This window comes from Nonomuraea sp. NEAU-A123, assembly GCF_018603905.1.
In the GTDB taxonomy this organism is placed as follows: domain Bacteria; phylum Actinomycetota; class Actinomycetes; order Streptosporangiales; family Streptosporangiaceae; genus Nonomuraea.
Genome location: NZ_JAHFZZ010000042.1, coordinates 1 through 14,906 on the forward strand (window position 1 = coordinate 1; position 14,906 = coordinate 14,906).

Annotated in this window: 18 protein-coding genes and 2 pseudogenes; 9 read left to right on the forward strand and 11 right to left on the reverse strand. The window is 70.6% G+C overall.

Annotated features, from left to right (window positions below):
- Positions 1-336: 336 nt before the first annotated feature.
- Positions 337-543, reverse strand: coding sequence for a hypothetical protein (locus tag KLK06_RS57070; RefSeq protein ID WP_214644286.1), 207 nt, complete (start codon positions 541-543; stop codon positions 337-339).
- A 17-nt stretch (positions 544-560) separates the two neighbouring features.
- Positions 561-1,319, reverse strand: a complete 759-nt coding sequence (locus tag KLK06_RS57075) for a cell wall metabolism sensor histidine kinase WalK (RefSeq protein WP_214644287.1) — start codon at positions 1,317-1,319, stop codon at positions 561-563.
- Between KLK06_RS57075 and KLK06_RS57080 the strand changes: the two genes are divergently transcribed.
- From KLK06_RS57080 to KLK06_RS57090, 4 genes and pseudogenes are all read left to right on the forward strand, one after another.
- Positions 1,307-1,459, forward strand: coding sequence for a hypothetical protein (locus tag KLK06_RS57080; protein ID WP_214644288.1), 153 nt, complete (start codon positions 1,307-1,309; stop codon positions 1,457-1,459). The genes KLK06_RS57075 and KLK06_RS57080 overlap by 13 nt on opposite strands.
- Positions 1,460-2,121: 662 nt before the next feature.
- Positions 2,122-2,364: pseudogene (locus KLK06_RS63420) on the forward strand (alcohol dehydrogenase catalytic domain-containing protein); the annotation flags it as partial.
- A 17-nt stretch (positions 2,365-2,381) separates the two neighbouring features.
- Positions 2,382-2,879, forward strand: a pseudogene (locus tag KLK06_RS61180) (zinc-binding dehydrogenase); the annotation flags it as partial.
- The gene (locus tag KLK06_RS57090; protein WP_214644290.1) at positions 2,876-3,163 is read left to right on the forward strand and encodes a hypothetical protein; all 288 of its coding nucleotides are present in this window, start codon (positions 2,876-2,878) and stop codon (positions 3,161-3,163) included. The pseudogene KLK06_RS61180 and the gene KLK06_RS57090, both read left to right, overlap by 4 nt.
- Here KLK06_RS57090 and KLK06_RS57095 read toward each other — a convergent pair.
- Positions 3,158-4,120, reverse strand: coding sequence for a DMT family transporter (locus tag KLK06_RS57095; protein ID WP_214644291.1), 963 nt, complete (start codon positions 4,118-4,120; stop codon positions 3,158-3,160). The genes KLK06_RS57090 and KLK06_RS57095 overlap by 6 nt on opposite strands.
- A gap of 95 nt (positions 4,121-4,215) precedes the next feature.
- On the opposite strand from KLK06_RS57095, the gene KLK06_RS57100 reads away from it, so the two are divergent.
- Positions 4,216-5,115 (forward strand): LysR family transcriptional regulator, encoded by a 900-nt coding sequence (locus KLK06_RS57100; protein ID WP_214644292.1) that lies wholly within the window; start codon positions 4,216-4,218, stop codon positions 5,113-5,115.
- Positions 5,116-5,226: 111 nt separating this feature from the next.
- Here the strand turns inward: KLK06_RS57100 and KLK06_RS57105 are convergent, their stop codons facing one another.
- The 3 genes from KLK06_RS57105 to KLK06_RS57115 are packed head-to-tail and all read right to left on the reverse strand — an operon-like array spanning position 5,227 to position 8,119.
- The gene (locus KLK06_RS57105) at positions 5,227-6,060 is read right to left on the reverse strand and encodes a TIGR03619 family F420-dependent LLM class oxidoreductase (protein WP_214644293.1); all 834 of its coding nucleotides are present in this window, start codon (positions 6,058-6,060) and stop codon (positions 5,227-5,229) included.
- Positions 6,057-7,019: an acyl-CoA dehydrogenase family protein gene (locus KLK06_RS57110; protein ID WP_214644294.1), complete on the reverse strand. Its 963-nt coding sequence runs from the start codon at positions 7,017-7,019 to the stop codon at positions 6,057-6,059. The genes KLK06_RS57105 and KLK06_RS57110 overlap by 4 nt, the downstream gene beginning before the upstream one ends.
- Complete coding sequence (locus KLK06_RS57115; RefSeq protein WP_214644295.1) at positions 7,016-8,119, reverse strand: acyl-CoA dehydrogenase family protein; 1,104 nt, start codon at positions 8,117-8,119, stop codon at positions 7,016-7,018. The genes KLK06_RS57110 and KLK06_RS57115 overlap by 4 nt, the downstream gene beginning before the upstream one ends.
- Before the next feature lie 65 nt (positions 8,120-8,184).
- Here KLK06_RS57115 and KLK06_RS57120 point away from each other — a divergent pair, with 65 nt between their 5' ends.
- Positions 8,185-9,336 carry a helix-turn-helix domain-containing protein gene (locus KLK06_RS57120; RefSeq protein WP_214644296.1) on the forward strand — a complete coding sequence of 384 codons (1,152 nt, stop codon included), beginning with the start codon at positions 8,185-8,187 and terminating at the stop codon, positions 9,334-9,336.
- Between the two features lie 8 nt (positions 9,337-9,344).
- On the opposite strand, the gene KLK06_RS57125 is transcribed toward KLK06_RS57120, so the two are convergent.
- Positions 9,345-10,304 (reverse strand): alpha/beta hydrolase, encoded by a 960-nt coding sequence (locus KLK06_RS57125; RefSeq protein WP_214644297.1) that lies wholly within the window; start codon positions 10,302-10,304, stop codon positions 9,345-9,347.
- A 111-nt stretch (positions 10,305-10,415) separates the two neighbouring features.
- Positions 10,416-11,072 carry a type 1 glutamine amidotransferase domain-containing protein gene (locus KLK06_RS57130; protein ID WP_250907643.1) on the reverse strand — a complete coding sequence of 219 codons (657 nt, stop codon included), beginning with the start codon at positions 11,070-11,072 and terminating at the stop codon, positions 10,416-10,418.
- Between the two features lie 72 nt (positions 11,073-11,144).
- Here KLK06_RS57130 and KLK06_RS57135 point away from each other — a divergent pair, with 72 nt between their 5' ends.
- Positions 11,145-12,011, forward strand: coding sequence for a LysR family transcriptional regulator (locus KLK06_RS57135; RefSeq protein WP_214644299.1), 867 nt, complete (start codon positions 11,145-11,147; stop codon positions 12,009-12,011).
- An 87-nt stretch (positions 12,012-12,098) separates the two neighbouring features.
- Positions 12,099-12,557, forward strand: a complete 459-nt coding sequence (locus tag KLK06_RS57140; protein ID WP_214644300.1) for a dienelactone hydrolase family protein — start codon at positions 12,099-12,101, stop codon at positions 12,555-12,557.
- Here KLK06_RS57140 and KLK06_RS57145 read toward each other — a convergent pair.
- From KLK06_RS57145 to KLK06_RS57155, 3 genes are all read right to left on the reverse strand, one after another.
- The gene (locus tag KLK06_RS57145; RefSeq protein WP_214644301.1) at positions 12,535-13,062 is read right to left on the reverse strand and encodes a pyridoxamine 5'-phosphate oxidase family protein; all 528 of its coding nucleotides are present in this window, start codon (positions 13,060-13,062) and stop codon (positions 12,535-12,537) included. The two genes, KLK06_RS57140 and KLK06_RS57145, sit on opposite strands and share 23 nt — an antisense overlap.
- Positions 13,063-13,440: 378 nt before the next feature.
- Positions 13,441-13,581: a hypothetical protein gene (locus KLK06_RS57150; RefSeq protein ID WP_214644302.1), complete on the reverse strand. Its 141-nt coding sequence runs from the start codon at positions 13,579-13,581 to the stop codon at positions 13,441-13,443.
- Positions 13,538-14,236: an MBL fold metallo-hydrolase gene (locus KLK06_RS57155; RefSeq protein WP_214644303.1), complete on the reverse strand. Its 699-nt coding sequence runs from the start codon at positions 14,234-14,236 to the stop codon at positions 13,538-13,540. The genes KLK06_RS57150 and KLK06_RS57155 overlap by 44 nt, the downstream gene beginning before the upstream one ends.
- Before the next feature lie 132 nt (positions 14,237-14,368).
- On the opposite strand from KLK06_RS57155, the gene KLK06_RS57160 reads away from it, so the two are divergent.
- The gene (locus KLK06_RS57160; protein WP_308169010.1) at positions 14,369-14,905 is read left to right on the forward strand and encodes a TetR family transcriptional regulator C-terminal domain-containing protein; all 537 of its coding nucleotides are present in this window, start codon (positions 14,369-14,371) and stop codon (positions 14,903-14,905) included.
- Position 14,906 lies beyond the last annotated feature (1 nt).

The window sequence follows — 14,906 nt, forward strand, 5'->3', positions numbered from 1 at the left end:
CGAGCCGGGGATGGCGACCTGCTCGTGGCCCCACGAACGCAAGCCTTCGCCCCGGTGCATCCCCAGCCGCGCACGACCCACGGAGGATCACGCAGAGGCCGCCACCGCGCCTGATCCCAACACCCGACTTTCGCAGAGCTCCTGCGGGTGCCCAACCGGCGCGAGCGCATCTGGGGCCTCGTGGCCGCCGACCACGAAGCCGGAGCGGTGTGACGCCGTAGCCTGTGCGAAGCCGGCGGTGCGTCTCCAGCGACGCCATAGTTCGTCCCGCGGCAAATCGGATGAGAACTCGGTGCGCGGTTTGGCCTCCGGGTTGTGCCGGGCGCTGGGCGACATCTACGCCGCAGGGCTCATCCACCGTGACCTGAAGCCGTCGAACGCGATGGTGACCATCGACGGACCGAAGGGTTTCGGCGGCGCGGATCTCGGCGGCTTTTTGGGCGGAGGCAACGGCGTCACTGCCGAGGAGGAGTCGTCGGGGTGGATGACGTCGATGATGATCTTGGCGGCGCCGGGCGGGGTCGCCGGGCTGGGTGCCGTCACACTTCTGGGGATGCCGCTTAGGCGGGTCCGGGGTCGGCCAGCGGGAGTCGGAGCACGAACCGTGCCCCACCGCACGGTGCCTGGTCCACCACGAGCGTTCCGCCATGGGCGACTGCGATGTCACGGGCAATGGCCAGGCCAAGTCCGATGCCGCCGCGGTCGCGGTCTCGGGCCGTGTCCAGCCTGGAGAACATTTCAAAGATCCGTTCTCGATCCGGGGCGGCGACCCCCTGCCCGTCATCGGTTATGGCCATCTGAGCGCTCCCATCGTGGTGGCACACCTCGGCTTCGACGGTGTGTGTCGCGTGCCGCTGCGCGTTGTCCAGCAGATTCGTGGACAGCCGGGCGATCAGGCTATGGACGGCGTTGACGGTCACCCCGCGGTCCAGCCTCAGTTTCACCTCGATCGCATCCTGGCGCTGGTCAACCTGGGTCCGGACCAGCTCGGCCAGGTCCAGCGGCTCCTCTTCGGTCGTCACGCCGCTTTCCAGGTGGACCAGGAGAAGAAGGTCATTGATGATCTGCTGCAGGCGGTTGATGTCGGCGAGTGCGTGGTCCAGCAGCTCGGGTAGGGCCGTCTCGCCTGGATGCAGTTGAGCTTCCTCCAGTTGGGTGCGCAGCCCGGTGACGGGCGTGCGAAGCTCGTGTGAGGCGTCTGCGGCGAACTGCCGTTGCTGATCGCGGGCTTGTTCCAGCTCGCTACGCGTGCTTTTCAGGAGGGCTACCACCCTGTCCAGCTCGTACAGGCAATCGTGAAGATGGGTTGGGCATTCCATGTTCGGACTTCCTCCCGGGACCGCTCGACGCGGACGAGAAGCACGCCTTCGCCTGGTGGCACCTGGAGCTCGTCATCCGCGGGCTGCGGGCGATGACCAGGCCGGGCTGGCGCCCGCGAGTGTCCCGCCCGTTCGGTTAGCGGCGCCGCATCTCGGCGCGACGCATCAGGACGGTGGCGTGTTACCGATGATCTTCGCGACCGCTTCCGGATGAGAGGCCATTACCAAGTGTGACGCCCCCTTTACCTCGATGATCTATTTGGGACATGGCTTCTCCGTTTCACGTCCGGATTGGTTATGGCGCCGGACCTTCGGTTCGGCTGATCACGGTCCCACCGATCGCGGAGCGCATGCAGGCCGCCTGCTTAGTTGACCCTCCACCCACGCAGCCGGAGCCACATCGCCAACTTACAGAGCCCAAGGTCATCAAAAGGTCATGAAATAGAGCGATCTGGCAGCACGGGGGAGGCTGTCGGTCAAGGACAGGGTTCGGGCGGGGTGGGATGGGGCCGCGGGTTGTCCCGTGCGTCGGCGCTGAGCAGAGGCCGCGGGGTGCCGGGTCGTCGAGGTTTTCCAGGTGCTGGTCGGTGAAGAAGCCGCAGTACAGGGTGGCTATGCGGGCTCAGGAGCCTGCGCCCCCGGGCATCGGGGCCTGCGGGTGGACTTCGAGCGGTTCGCCGCCATGGCCCGCTACGGCGTCGACATCCACATCGAACATGTCGCCCGGCGGGCGCGACGGTATGGCACTGATCCTGCACAACACCGGCCACCAAGGCGACCGGGTCATCGACAAGGCGATCCCATGCGTGCGGTAGTACTGGAGCAGTTCGGCGGCCCCCTGGTCTTGACCACGATCGGGACACCGGTCGCCGGTCCGGGCCAGGTCCTGGTGCGGGTCAAGGCGAGCGGCGTGAACCCGCTCGACACCAAGATCCGGGCAGGGAATGCCGCCCACGCCCGGAGCCGGCTGCCCGCCGTGCTCGGCATGGATCTGGCGGGCGTCGCCGAACAGGTCGGCGCGGGCGTCACCGGCTTCGCTCCGGGCGACCGGCCGTCCAACTCGCGCTGGCGCGTGGCGCGGAGGTGTTCGCCACCGGATCGCCCCGGAGTCTGGAGACCATCGAACGGCTGGGCGCGACGGCGATCGACTACACCACCACTGCGGCCGACGACTACATCGCCCAGCACACCGGCGGCGAGGGCTTCGACATCGTCTTCGACACCGTCGGCGGAGCCACCCTCGACGCCTCCTTCGCCGCGGTCCGCGTCCACACCGGGCACGTGGTGAGCGCGCTGGGCTGGGGTACCCACAGCATCGCGCCGCTGTCCTTCCGCGGTGCCACCTACTCCGGCATCTTCGTCCTGCTCCCGATGCTCACCGGCGAAGGCCGGACCCACCACGGCGAGATCCTGCGCGACGCGGCAGCCCTCGCCGACGCCGGAGCGCTCAAGCCACTCGTCGACCCCCGGCGCTTCACCCTGTCCTCGGTCGGCGATGCCCACGACGCGGTGGAAAAGGGCACGACAACGGGCAAGGCCGTGATCGACATCGCCGAGTGAGGACAGGTCCCGCGGAAGCCGACGTGTGCCGCGGCGGCCCGGCCGGGTCCGGTCCCACCGGCTGGAACCGCCTTGAGCGGCACTCGAACGGCATGCTGGGCTACGGCGAATACTGCCCCTTCAGATCGCAGCGACAGATCCAGGACGGACTCCGCGACGCCGAGCAGCGCCGTCTTGCCGACGCCGGGATCCCCGACGGCAAGACGGGCGCCACCGTCCTTGGCGGCATCCACGCAACCGGGTGGCGGCCTCGTCACGGCCCACCAGGTGTGGCGTGGTCATGAGCGATCTTCCGAATGACTGAGGATCGGCACCTGCTCGGGGACGGCCATCTGGGGGCGCCGGACCCGTGAAAGGAGCCGGTCGCCAAGGGTCACCGACCCGACGCCGGCGATCACCACGATGCCGCCGAAGAGCTCGACGAGCTTCGGGGTCTCGCCCAACCAGACGTAGGCGATCAGGATGGCAAACGCCGGCACGAGGTACAGAAGCGAGGTGGAGGTGGCCACCGGGACCCTGGCCACGGTGTATCCCCACATCACGAAGCCCAGGGCGGACGGCACCACGCCGAGGTAGACGGCGGACCACCACGCGCTTCCGTCGGCGGTGGTCATGTCGTTCCAGGCGAAGCCGACGAAGGGGACGGTGAGGGCCGCACCGACGACCATGCCGTAGGTCGCCACCTCGAGGCCGGTGTAGCGGCGCAGCAGGGGTTTGGTCAGCGGGTGATAGATCCCCTGGACGACCGCGGCCGCGATGACGATCCAGCTGGTGGTGGTCACGGAGACGTCCGATCGTGCGGTGGACACGAGGGCGATACCTGCGATCGCGACGGCGCTTCCGGCGATCTTGACGATGGTCAGCCGTTCGCCGAAGGCGCCTGCGGCGATGGCGATGCTGACCAGCGGCGTGCCGGCGACGATGATGCTCGCCGTGCCGGCGGGGACGTGGAGCTCGCCCCAGTTGAGCAGGCCCTGGTAGGCGGCCATGCCGAAGACGCCGCACGCGATGACCAGCGGGAGGTCACGTCGGGCCGGCAGCCGGAGCCCGGTCACGGGCGCGAGGGCCAGGAGAACGACAGCGGCGACGAGAAGTCGCACCAGTGACAGCCCGGCCACACCCAGCTCGGGGGCGGCCAGCCGAATCGCCGGGAAGGCGCTGGCCCACGACACCACGACCACGGCGCCCGCGAGCGCTGTCAGGGCGTTACTCGGGATACGGGGTGTCCGAAAGCAGGTCATGCCTCAGTTTGCGCGCAACATCCACAAAGCACCATTTACTTGTTCTGAGGGAATAAGTAAGATTCATTGATATGTTGGATGCTCGGAAACTGCGCATGCTCGCAGAACTCGAGCGGCTGGGGACGATCTCCGCCGTGGCCGAGCACCTTCGGCAGACCGCGCCGGGCGTCTCGATGCAGCTGGCGGCCCTTGAACGGGAAGTCGGCGTCACCCTGACCGAGAAGAGTGGCCGGAACGTACGTCTCACCCCGGCCGGCCGCCTGCTCGCCCAGCACGGCGTTGACATCGTGGAGCGACTGACCCTGGCCGAGATGGAGGTCAGCGCGCTGCGTGACGGAGCGGCGGGCACCTACCGTGTCGCGGCCTTTCCGTCCGCGGCCCGGACCATCGTCGCGGCAACGTGGTCCGACCTCCGCGCCTCGGGTCAGAACTCGCTCCGTATCGAGCTCGTCGAGATGGAACCGGACGAGTCCCTGAGCGCGTTGCGCTCCGGCGACGCCGATATCGCCATCACGCACACCTATTCGTCGTTGGAGCCGGTCGACTCCCGCAATCTCTCGATCTGGCCGCTGCGCACCGAGCCCGTGTGGTTGGCGGTCCCGAGCGGTCGCCAAGTGACCGGGCCCGTCGACCTGCAGCAGTTCGCCACCGATGACTGGCTCGTCCCGCGACGAGAGCGGAGCTGTCACGACATGGTGGTCCGGGCCTGCGGCGCAGCGGGCTTCACGCCGCGGGTGACCGCCGAGGCCATCGACTTCGCGGTGCTGCTGGCGCTGGTGAACGTCGGCGCGGGAGTCGCGCTGGTTCCTGATCTCGCCATCGACCGACTCCCGGCCAGCGTGCGACTGATGCCGCTCGACCGCCCCGTCGACCGGCACCTGTTCCTCGCCGCACGCGCCGCCTCGGCGGCGGACCCCGGCCTCGCGCGACTGCGGGAAGCCATCGTGCGCGCGTCGTCCGCGCTGGTCAGCGACCGGTCGCGGAGCGGGCACTGACGTATGTCCGGTGCCCGCTCCGGTCCGACTCAGGGCTGGACGGGGACCGTGTGCCTTTATAGGTTGCCGCCTCCGATGCCCGCAGGACCCGACCGTCACACACTCCCGAAGCTAACGCGAAGTAACCCCGTAGTCCGCGGCGAAGGCCGCCAGGCAGGAGACGGCGTCGCGGCTGCGCGTCCACGGTCGGACGATCAGCCGGTCCACGCCCAGCGCCGCCCAGTCCGCCACCTCGTCCGGCGACGCGAGCGAGTACGCGTGGGCCGTCACCGAGCAGCGTCTCTCCCCCCGCAGCGCCGCCAGCCGGCCCAGTTGCGGTCTGATCGACTCCAGCGTGTGCGGCATGCTGATCCAGCCGTCACACAGCGACGCGGCCCGGCGCAGGGCGGCGGGTGATTCGCCGCCGCAGAGGATCGGCAGCCGGTGCTGTACGGGCTTGGGCTCGAACGCCACCTCGGGAAATGAGTAGAACTGCCCGGAATGGGTGACCACCGGCGAGCTCCACAGCAGTCTGGCCACCTCGATGGCCTCGTCCAGCCGTGCGCCGCGCGAGGCGAAGGGGATGCCGGCCGCGTCCCACTCCCCCCGGTACCAGCCCGCTCCTACCCCGCAGATGGCCCGGCCCGATGACACCACGTCGAGCGTGGCGAAGGCGCGGGCCGACACGAACGGGTGGCGCAGTGCGAAGAGGTGCACGGCCGTACCGAGTCTGATCTTGGAGGTCAGCGCGGCCAGCCAGCACAGGTACGCGGGCGCGTCGAACAGCGGCGTGGACGGCTTGATGCCCGGCTCGGAGGTGCCCGGGTAGAGGGCCAGCGACAGGTCGGTGCTGAACACGAGGTGCTCGGGCAGCCACACGGACTCGAAGCCCAGCTCGTCGGCGGCCACCGCCACGTCCTTCCACGCGGCCGGGTGAATGAGGCCGAGCGGGACGCCGAACCTCACGGGTACCGCCTCAGATCGCCGCCGATCACCGACGCCCGGACCCGGGCCCGGTGTACGGCGGAGCCACCGTACGCGGCCGACAGCGACCAGACCCGCCCCAGCCAGAACCGCAGGTCCAGCTCGTCGGTGTAGCCGATCGCGCCGTGAACCTGCAACGCCACCCGGGCCGCCAGCGCGGCCGCCTCACCGGCGGCGGCCTTGGCGGCACTGACATCCCGATCCGCCTCGGGCACCGGCCGGTCCACCGACAGGGCCGCCCGGTAGACGAGGGGAGCGGCGAAGTCCAGCGCGATGGCCACGTCGGCCAACTGGTGCTTGACCGCCTGGAACGACCCGATGGCCGCCCCGAACTGGGACCTGACCCCGGCATACGCCACGGTGACCGACAGCAGGTGCCTGGCCACCCCGATGAGCTGCGCCGCCGTCGCCACGGTGGCCCGCCGCAGAGCGGGGACGTACGAGCGGTCCAGCAGTACGGACTCGTCGAAAGAGACGTCGAACAGCCTCCGGCACGGGTCGGCGCCGGGCCGGGGCGCCAGTCGTACGGACTCCCTGGAGACCAGGTGCAGGCCGTCGGCGCGCGCGACCACGAGCAGGTCGGCCAGGTCGGCGTCGGGCGCGTACGCCTGGCCGGGAAGCAGCACGCTCACGCAGACCGACCCGGAGGCGAGCTTGGCGACATCGTCCAGCAGGTACGGCGCCGCCACGGCGGTCTCCACGACCGGGCCGGGCAGGCAGGCCAGCCCGGTCTCCTCCAGAGCGGCCACCGCGTCCACCAGGCGGAGCCCGAGCCCGTCGGCGTCCGGCGGCAGGAGCAGCCCGAAGAACCCGATCCCGGCCAGTTGTTCCCAGGCCGGGCGGCGTTCGGAGCGCAGCGCGGCGGGTGGGCAGTGGGCGCGCAGCACATCCCGTACGGTCTGCGCGAGGGCCAGTTGCTCGTCGGTGAAGGCGAAGGTCATCGGGGCAGCCCCAGGACTCGCTCGGCGATGATGTTGCGCTGGATCTCGTTCGTGCCCGCGTAGATGGGCCCCGCCAGCGCGAACAGGAACCCGTCGAGCCACGGCGTCTCCCCCGCCCGTTCGCCGAGCAGTTCCATGGCCAGGGTGTGCATCCGCAGGTCCAGCTCGGACCAGAAGACCTTGCCCATGCTGGACGCCGAGCCGATCTCGGCGCCCGACATGAGCCGGTGGGCGGTGGCGAAGGTGTGCAGGCGGTACGCCTCGGCGTCGGTCCAGCAGCGGGCCGCCCGGTCGGCGAGTTCGGGGCTCGCGTCGCGGGCCAGGTGGACGAGCCGGTCGGCGGTGGCCAGGAAGCGGCCGGGGCTGCGCAGGGCCAGGCCGCGTTCGGAGGAGGTGGTGGCCATCGCGATCCGCCAGCCCTCGCCGGGGGCGCCGAGCACCATCGAGTCGGACACGAAGACGCCGTCGAAGAACAGCTCGGCGAACCCGGGCAGCCCGTCGAGCTGCGCGATCGGCCGGACCGTCACCTCGTCGAGCGGGAACATGAAGTACGTCAGCCCCCGGTGCCTGCCCTCATCCGAGGTACGGAAGAGGCCGAACCCGTGCGAGGCGTAGGCGGCGCGGGAGCTCCACGTCTTCTGCCCGTACAGCCGCCAGCCGCCCTCCACCCGGGTCGCCCGGGACTTCAGCGCGGCCAGGTCGCTGCCCGCCTCCGGCTCCGACCACGCCTGCGCCCATACCTGATCGGCCTTGGCCATCCCGGGCAGCCAGCGCCGCCGCTGCTCTTCCGTGCCGTACGCCATCAGGGTCGGGGCCAGGAGGAAGACGCCGTTCTGGGTGACCCGGCCGGGGGCGCCCGCGGCCCAGTACTCCTCCTCGAAGATCAGCCACTCGATCAGTGAGGCGTTCCGCCCGCCGTACTCCTGCGGCCAGGAGACGGCGGACAGCCGCGCGGAGGCGAGCCGCGCCTCCCACGCGCGGTGCGCCGCGAAGCCCTCGAGAGTGTCCATCGACGGCAGCCCATCGGGTACGTGACGGGCGAGCCAGTCCCGGACCTCGGCACGGAAGTCCTGCTCGGCCGCGGAGAAGTCGAGATCCACACGACCAACCTAGCGTACGCTTGGTCGCCTCGCCAGGTGGCCGTTTTCAGACATACGCTGAAGCGGTGCGAGGACTGCTGCTCCGACTGTCGACGCTGGACACCGACGCGGAGAGCGCGGTGCGCGTCATCGCCTACTTCGACTCGCTGGTACGCGACCACGTGAGCGTCCCGGTGCTGCTCTCGGCGGCCGCGCGGCTGACCCAGTGCCCGGTGGGCCTGCTCGACGCGACCACCGGCCGGCGCACCCGCACGTTCCCCAACGGCCACGTCGACCACCCGGGCACCGACCAGCCGGCCGTCAGAGAGCTGGCGTCCGGGCTCGGCGCGGTCTGGATGGAGCGCGACGGCATCCCGCACGGGCTGGACGAGATCGTCCTCGAACGGCTCGCGGCCGCGGCGGAGGTCACGCTGGAACGCGCCGTAGCACTGGCCCGCGAGGGCCGGGACCCGGCGCTGGTGGAGCTGGCGCTGTCGGCGGAGACCGGCGAGGCGGAGCGGGCGCGGGCGCTGCGGTTGCTGGGGTTCGACCCCGCGACGCCGCTCCAGGCGCTGGCCATCGCGATCCCCGCGGACGAAGGCTTCGCCCTGGTGCCCGGGGTGCGGACGCTGGGGCACCACGTCCGCGCGGCCCGGATCGGTGACACGGAGGCGGCGCTGGTGGCCACCGCGCTCCCCCGGCTGCCCGACTCCGCGCGAGTCGGCATCGGCCCTGAGCTGCCAGACTCCGCACGGATCGGTATCGGCCCTGAGCTGCCAGACTCCGCACGGATCGGCATCGGCCCCGAGCTACCCGTCTCCGCACGGATCGGTATCGGCCCCGAGCTGCCTGGTTCGCGGGTGGCCGAGTCGTGGGCGGGCGCGCGTACCGCGCTGCGCTTCACCGGGCCGCACGACCGCGTGGTGCGCTGGACCGAGCTGGGCGCGCTGGCCCTCTACGCCGACGTGCCCGACGCGGCGATCGCCGAGCTGGCCGACGTGCGGTCGATGGAGCGGCTCGGCGGCGAGGCCCAGGCGGCCGTGCGGGCGCTCTGCGCCGAGGGTTCGGTGCGCCGGTCCGCCACCGTCCTGCACCTGCACCACAGCTCGATGGCCGCGCGGATCGCGCGGGCGGAGTCGGTCCTGGGCTTCTCGCTCGCCGACTCCGCCGGCCGGCTCCGCGCCCACCTGGCCCTGGCCCTGGTACGCCTGCGCGCCAACGGCGGAAGCCCCGCCTGACCCCCGCGTCAGACGCGGAACGCCCGCTTGAGCCCCGCCAGCCGGTTCGCCCTGGCCCTGCGGCTCAGCTCGGTGTCGGGAACCAGCCCGTCGAACCCGTGGAAGGCCCCGGGATAAAGATGGAACTCGGTCGACACCCCCGCCTGCGCGAGCCGCTGCGCGTACTCGATGCACTCATCCCTGAACACCTCCAGCTCCCCCACATCGATGAACGACGGAGGCAGCCTCGCCAGGTCGGTGGCCCGGGCCGGCGCGGCGTACGGCGAGACGTCGTCGCCGCCGATCTGGTCGCCGAGCAGGGCCGTCCAGCCGAACAGGTTCGCGGCCCGGTCCCAGATGACGGCCTCGGCGAACTCGTGGCTGGACGGGGTGATGTTGCGGTCGTCGAGCATCGGGCAGACGAGCAGCTGGAAGGAGACCTCGGGCCCGCCCCTGTCGCGGGCGAGCAGCACGGTCGCCGCCGCCAGCCCGCCGCCCGCGCTCGCGCCGCCCACGGCCAGCCTGGTGGGGTCGAGGCCGAGCTCACCGGCGTTCTTGGCGGTCCACACCAGTCCGGCGTAGCAGTCCTCGACCGGCGCGGGGTGCGGGTGATCGGGGGCGAGCCGGTAGTCCACGGAGACGATCACGGCGCCGAGCTGCTCGGCGTACTCGATCATCATGGCGTCGTCGATCTCCGGGATGCCGATGATCATGCCGCCGCCGTGGATCCAGTACAGCCCCGGCCGGTCCGTCTCGGCGCCGGCCGGGCGGTAGATCCGTAGCCGGACGTCGGGCGCGCCCTCGGGCCCCGGCACGTGGCGATTCTCGATCGTGACGTCGGTCTCCGGCGGAGGCGCGGCCGCCAACATGGCGTTGATCTGGGCCCGCTGCCCGTCAAGGTTCTCTCGAGAAAGCTCGAGGTTGGGCATCGTCATCATCTGACCGAGCCCGGCACGGAGCTCCGGGTCCAGATTGGGGTGTGTTGCCATGTCGCTTCTTCTTCCACGAGGCGCTTGACCTACCCCTCGATGATCAGATCCCGGCCGCCTCGGGGCAACCGACATCCGGCGGCGTTTGTCCCCCGTTCACCCGCCAACCCGTCAGCTCAGCAGCTCGACGACGCGTTGGGCGAGCGGGGCGGCGCTGGCCGGGTTCTGGCCGGTGGCGAGGCGGCCGTCCACGACGACGTGCGGCTCGAAGTCACCCACGCCCTCGTGCCGCGCGCCGCGCTCCCCCAGCGCGTCGGCCAGCAGGAACGGCACCACATCCGCCACGCCCGCCGCCTTCTCCTCGCTGTTGGTGAACGCCGCCACCCGCTTGCCCGACACGAGGTGCGAGCCGTCGGAGAGCGTGAGGTTCACCAGCGCCGCCGGGCCGTGGCAGACCGCCGCGACCACGCCGCCGCGCTCGTACACCTCCCGCCCGAGCCGGGCCACGTCCGGGTCGTCTGGGAAGTCCCACATGGTGCCGTGCCCTCCGGCGTAGAACACCGCGTCGTACGACGCGGCGTCGAGGTCGGCCAGCCGCGGGACGGCCCGCTCTTCGAGGTCGGCCAGGAAGGCGGTCTGGACGGGGTCGGCCGGGTCGTAGCCGTCCTCGGGCGTCCGGCCGCCGCCCACACTCGCCACCTCGACCTCGAACCCGGCCCCCTGGAATATCTCCCAGGGATGGGCCGCCTCGGGCACGTAGTAGCCGGTCTTCCGTACTCCGCCGAGGTCGTCATGGCTGGTCAGTGCGATCAGGATGCGCTTGGTCATGTCCTGAGCATCGCCCCGCCGACCCATCAGCCACAAATAGTAAATCCGACAGCCAGCCATCAGAATACTGATATGTCGCTTTCACTGGACCTGCTCAGGACGTTCCTCGAGGTTCACCGGACGGGCTCCATCACGGCCGCCGCGCAGACGCTCGGCCTGTCGCAGCCCGCGGTGACCGCGCAGGTCAAGACGCTGGAGGCGGCGCTGGACCGGCCGTTGTTCGACCGGCTGCCGCGCGGCGTCGCCCCCACGGCCGCCGCGGACGAGCTGGCCCGCCGGGTGGCCGGCTCGCTCGACGCGCTGGACGCGGTGGTGGACGCGGAGCTGCCGTCGGAGCAGGCGATCCATCTGGGCGGCCCGGCCGAGTTCGTCTGCGAGCAGGTGATCCCGCTGCTCGCGCCGCTGGTGCGCGACGGGCTGCGGCTGCGCACCACGTTCGGGCTGTCCGACGGCCTGCTCGCCGACCTGGCGGCCGGGCGGCTCGACCTGGTGGTGTCCACGATCCGGCCGCGCGTACGGGGCGTCCAGGCGGAGCCGGCGTACGACGAGGAGTTCCTGCTGGTGGCCAGTCCCGAGCTGGCCGCGGCGGCGGATCTCGCGGCCATGCCGCTGATCGCCTATGCCGAGGAGCTGCCCATCGTGCGCCGCTACTGGCGGACGGTCTTCGGGCGGCGGCCGTCGATGGCCGCGCAGGTGGTGATCCCCGACCTGCGTGGCGTGCTGAACGCGGTGCGGGCCGGGATGGGCGTCTCCGTCCTGCCCGCGTACCTGTGCGGGACCGATCTGGCGGCTGGCCGCCTGGTCGCGCTCGCGGAGCCGGAGCTGGCGCCGATCAACACCGGCTACCTCGCGGTCCGCTCGGGCGGGCTGGCCAGGGCGCCCGTCGCCAGGGTGCACGCGCACCTGCTGGCGGCACTCAGGGCCGCGCCGTCGTACTAGCTCGCCCAGCTGTACTGACCACGGCTTCCGAGGGACGCGCGGCCCGTGGTCCGCGTTCCGCGGCACGTCCGTCAATATGCTCTGATCATGTGCCACTCCGCGCCCGCCCCACCGATCCACGGCCGGGCCGCCTCTCAGGAGCCGCTCAAGCTGACCGCCGCCGACGGCAACACCTTCCTCGCCCACCGGGCCGAGCCCGCGGTGCCGAACGGGCGCGGCGTGGTCATCCTGCCGGACGCGCGCGGGCTGCACCCGTTCTACCGCGAGCCGGCGGTCCGGTTCGCCGAGGCGGGGTTCCGGGCCGTCGCCATCGACTACTTCGACCGGACGTCCACCGAGTGGGCGGCGGCGTGCGCGACTGCCTCGTCCACCGGATGCCGTGGCTGGCGGCACCTGGCGGCACTACAGACGAGCAGGCGGCCTGATCGTTCCGCAGGACTGGCGACTCGGCGTCCTGTGGGCGCGGCAGGGACTGCACCGGCGCGGCCGCCCCGAACGGTCCCGCGAGGGTCTGTGCCGGCGATCAGGGCTGGGACACCGCAGTGAGCTTCGCGACATCGGGGGCGTAGACGGTCATCCAGTGCGGATGCAGCCGGTAGTAGACCACGTCGTTGTCCCAGTCGAAGACGTCGTCGCCGTAGAAGTCCTTGAAGTACGCGAGCAGGTCGGGCCAGTCTGGGGCCGACTCGCCGTCTTGGGGGTTGAGGATCTCCACCACGCCGTGTGTGAACACGCCCAGGTCTTCTCCTCGCATGTGCGCGGCGCTGGCCGCGGGGCGGGTGGCGAGGTGGCGGGCCTTGGCGGCGCTACGCGCCGTGCCGAAGTACCACTTTCCGTGCAGGAAGTGCCCGTCCGCACCGCTGATCCGCGGCTCGCCCTTCGCCGTCACGGTGGACAGGGCGAGAGTACACATGCCGGCCAGGATCTGGGTGAGTTGCTCCGCGGTCAGGGTGCGCTCGGTGACGATCGAGCGGAGGTGCGAGGTGGAGCGGGAGAGGGAGGCTTCAAGGAGGGCCTGGAGCTCTTTGAGCTCTTCTGGCGTTTCGCGCATTGAGGTCCTTGTCTATATCCGTAGGCCCTGGTCCACGTCCGCCATCGACGCCGACCGGTGGCACCATGCTCGACCCAAAACCCGACACCTTGTGTCGTATTTTTTCACCTGTCTGGCGGACCGCACGGGACCGTAGCGATCAGCGCGCCGATGAGATGCTGGACCGCCGGCAAGCAAGGCGGAACATGTTGCTCGCGACCTCATGCCGCCTGCGGTCCTGGAGCTGATGGTCGACCTTACGGCGAGGTCGATGTCCCGGACGGTGTCGGCTGGCAGGAGACCCTGCGTGCACTGGCCGAGACCGGGCTGGAACACGTCCTCGATGGCATCGCCGCCCGCCTCGGCTGAGGAGCCAGACCGGACACCAGTCCTGCGCCCCTAGAGGGTGATGTCCTCGCCCTGCTTGAGGGCGGCGACCTCATAGGCCTCGGCCGAGGTCGCGTCCAGGAATCGGGAAAGCTCGTCGGGCTGCGTGTCATAGAAGCCGTCGATGTGGAATCCGTCGTAGTGGATCGGCACCGCGATCCTCGCTCCCAGCAGGCGCATAGCCACGGCCGCCTGGCCGGCGTCGAGCGAGGCCGGATAGGGGCTCGGGGGGCTGACAGTGCGGGAAGCACACGGTCGGCCCGTTGATGGGAGTGAGCACCGCGTCGAACGGCCCGAACCGGTGGGCGGCGCGCCACCAGTAGCCATGAAACATGCTGTCGCCCAGGTGGAGCACGCGCTTTCCGCCGGCTTCGATGGCCCAGGACACCTGCGGATCACCCAGAGTGTCGACGGCTGGAACGGCCGCGATCGTGAAGGGGCCGATCGTGATGGTCTCCCACAGACCCATCGGGTGCCGGGACAGGTTCCGTTCGTCGAGCTCACGGTCGGCCTTGAGTGTCCACAGGTTCTCGTGGTCGTCGCCGCCGAAGGACACGGGATGCAGCACCCGGCCGTCGGGGCGGAGCGCTTCGGCCAGTGCCACGGCATCGGTGTGGTCTCGGTGCAGGTGCGTGCACAGCCCGGCGATCACGTCCCCCTCGGTGTGCGGCCGGACGACCTTCGGCATAGGCGCCGACAGCGGGGTGCCCTCCAGCACTCCCTCCGGGCGGCCGAGCAGGTCGATCACCACGCTGTGACCCTGCGCTTCCAGTTCTACCCCGGCCCAGCCCAGCCACCGAATGCGCATCTTCCGGACTCCTTTAGCGTACGATCGTTCACTATCGAGCGGTTAGCGTACGATCGTTTGCTAAGCTCGTCAACCATGAGAAGATCCGCCGAGGCGGCCCAGCTGACCCGCGACCGAATCGTCGCCACCGGCGTGACGAAGACCTCCACCGACGGCCTCTACGCGCTGACCATCGGCTCCCTGGCCGATGCCCTCGGCATGAGCAAGGCGGGCGTCGTCGGCCCCTTCGGCTCCCGCGCCGGACTGCAGTTCGCCGTTCTGACCAAGGCAGCCGATATGTTCATCGCCGCCGTCGTTGCGCCGAGCATGCAGGTGGAGTCGGGTCTGCCGCGCCTGCGCGTGACGATCGATCTGTGGTGCGGCTACCTGGATAGCAGCCCGTTTCCCAACGGTTGCTTCGTTACCGCCGCCTCCTGCGAGCTGGATGGCCGACCAGGCGAGTTGCGGAACCTTCTCCTCGCCACCGTGACCCGATGGCGGGCCTTCCTGCGCGAGCAGATCGTGATCGCGCAGACTGCGGGCGACATCGCCACGACGCTGGACGCCGACGACCTCGTGACGGCCCTGACAGGGATCGCGATGTCGGCCAACCAGGAGATTCAGCTACTCGCCGACGCCACCGCACCGGCGCGCGCACGGCGTCTCATGCTGGCCGCCATCACCCGGTGAC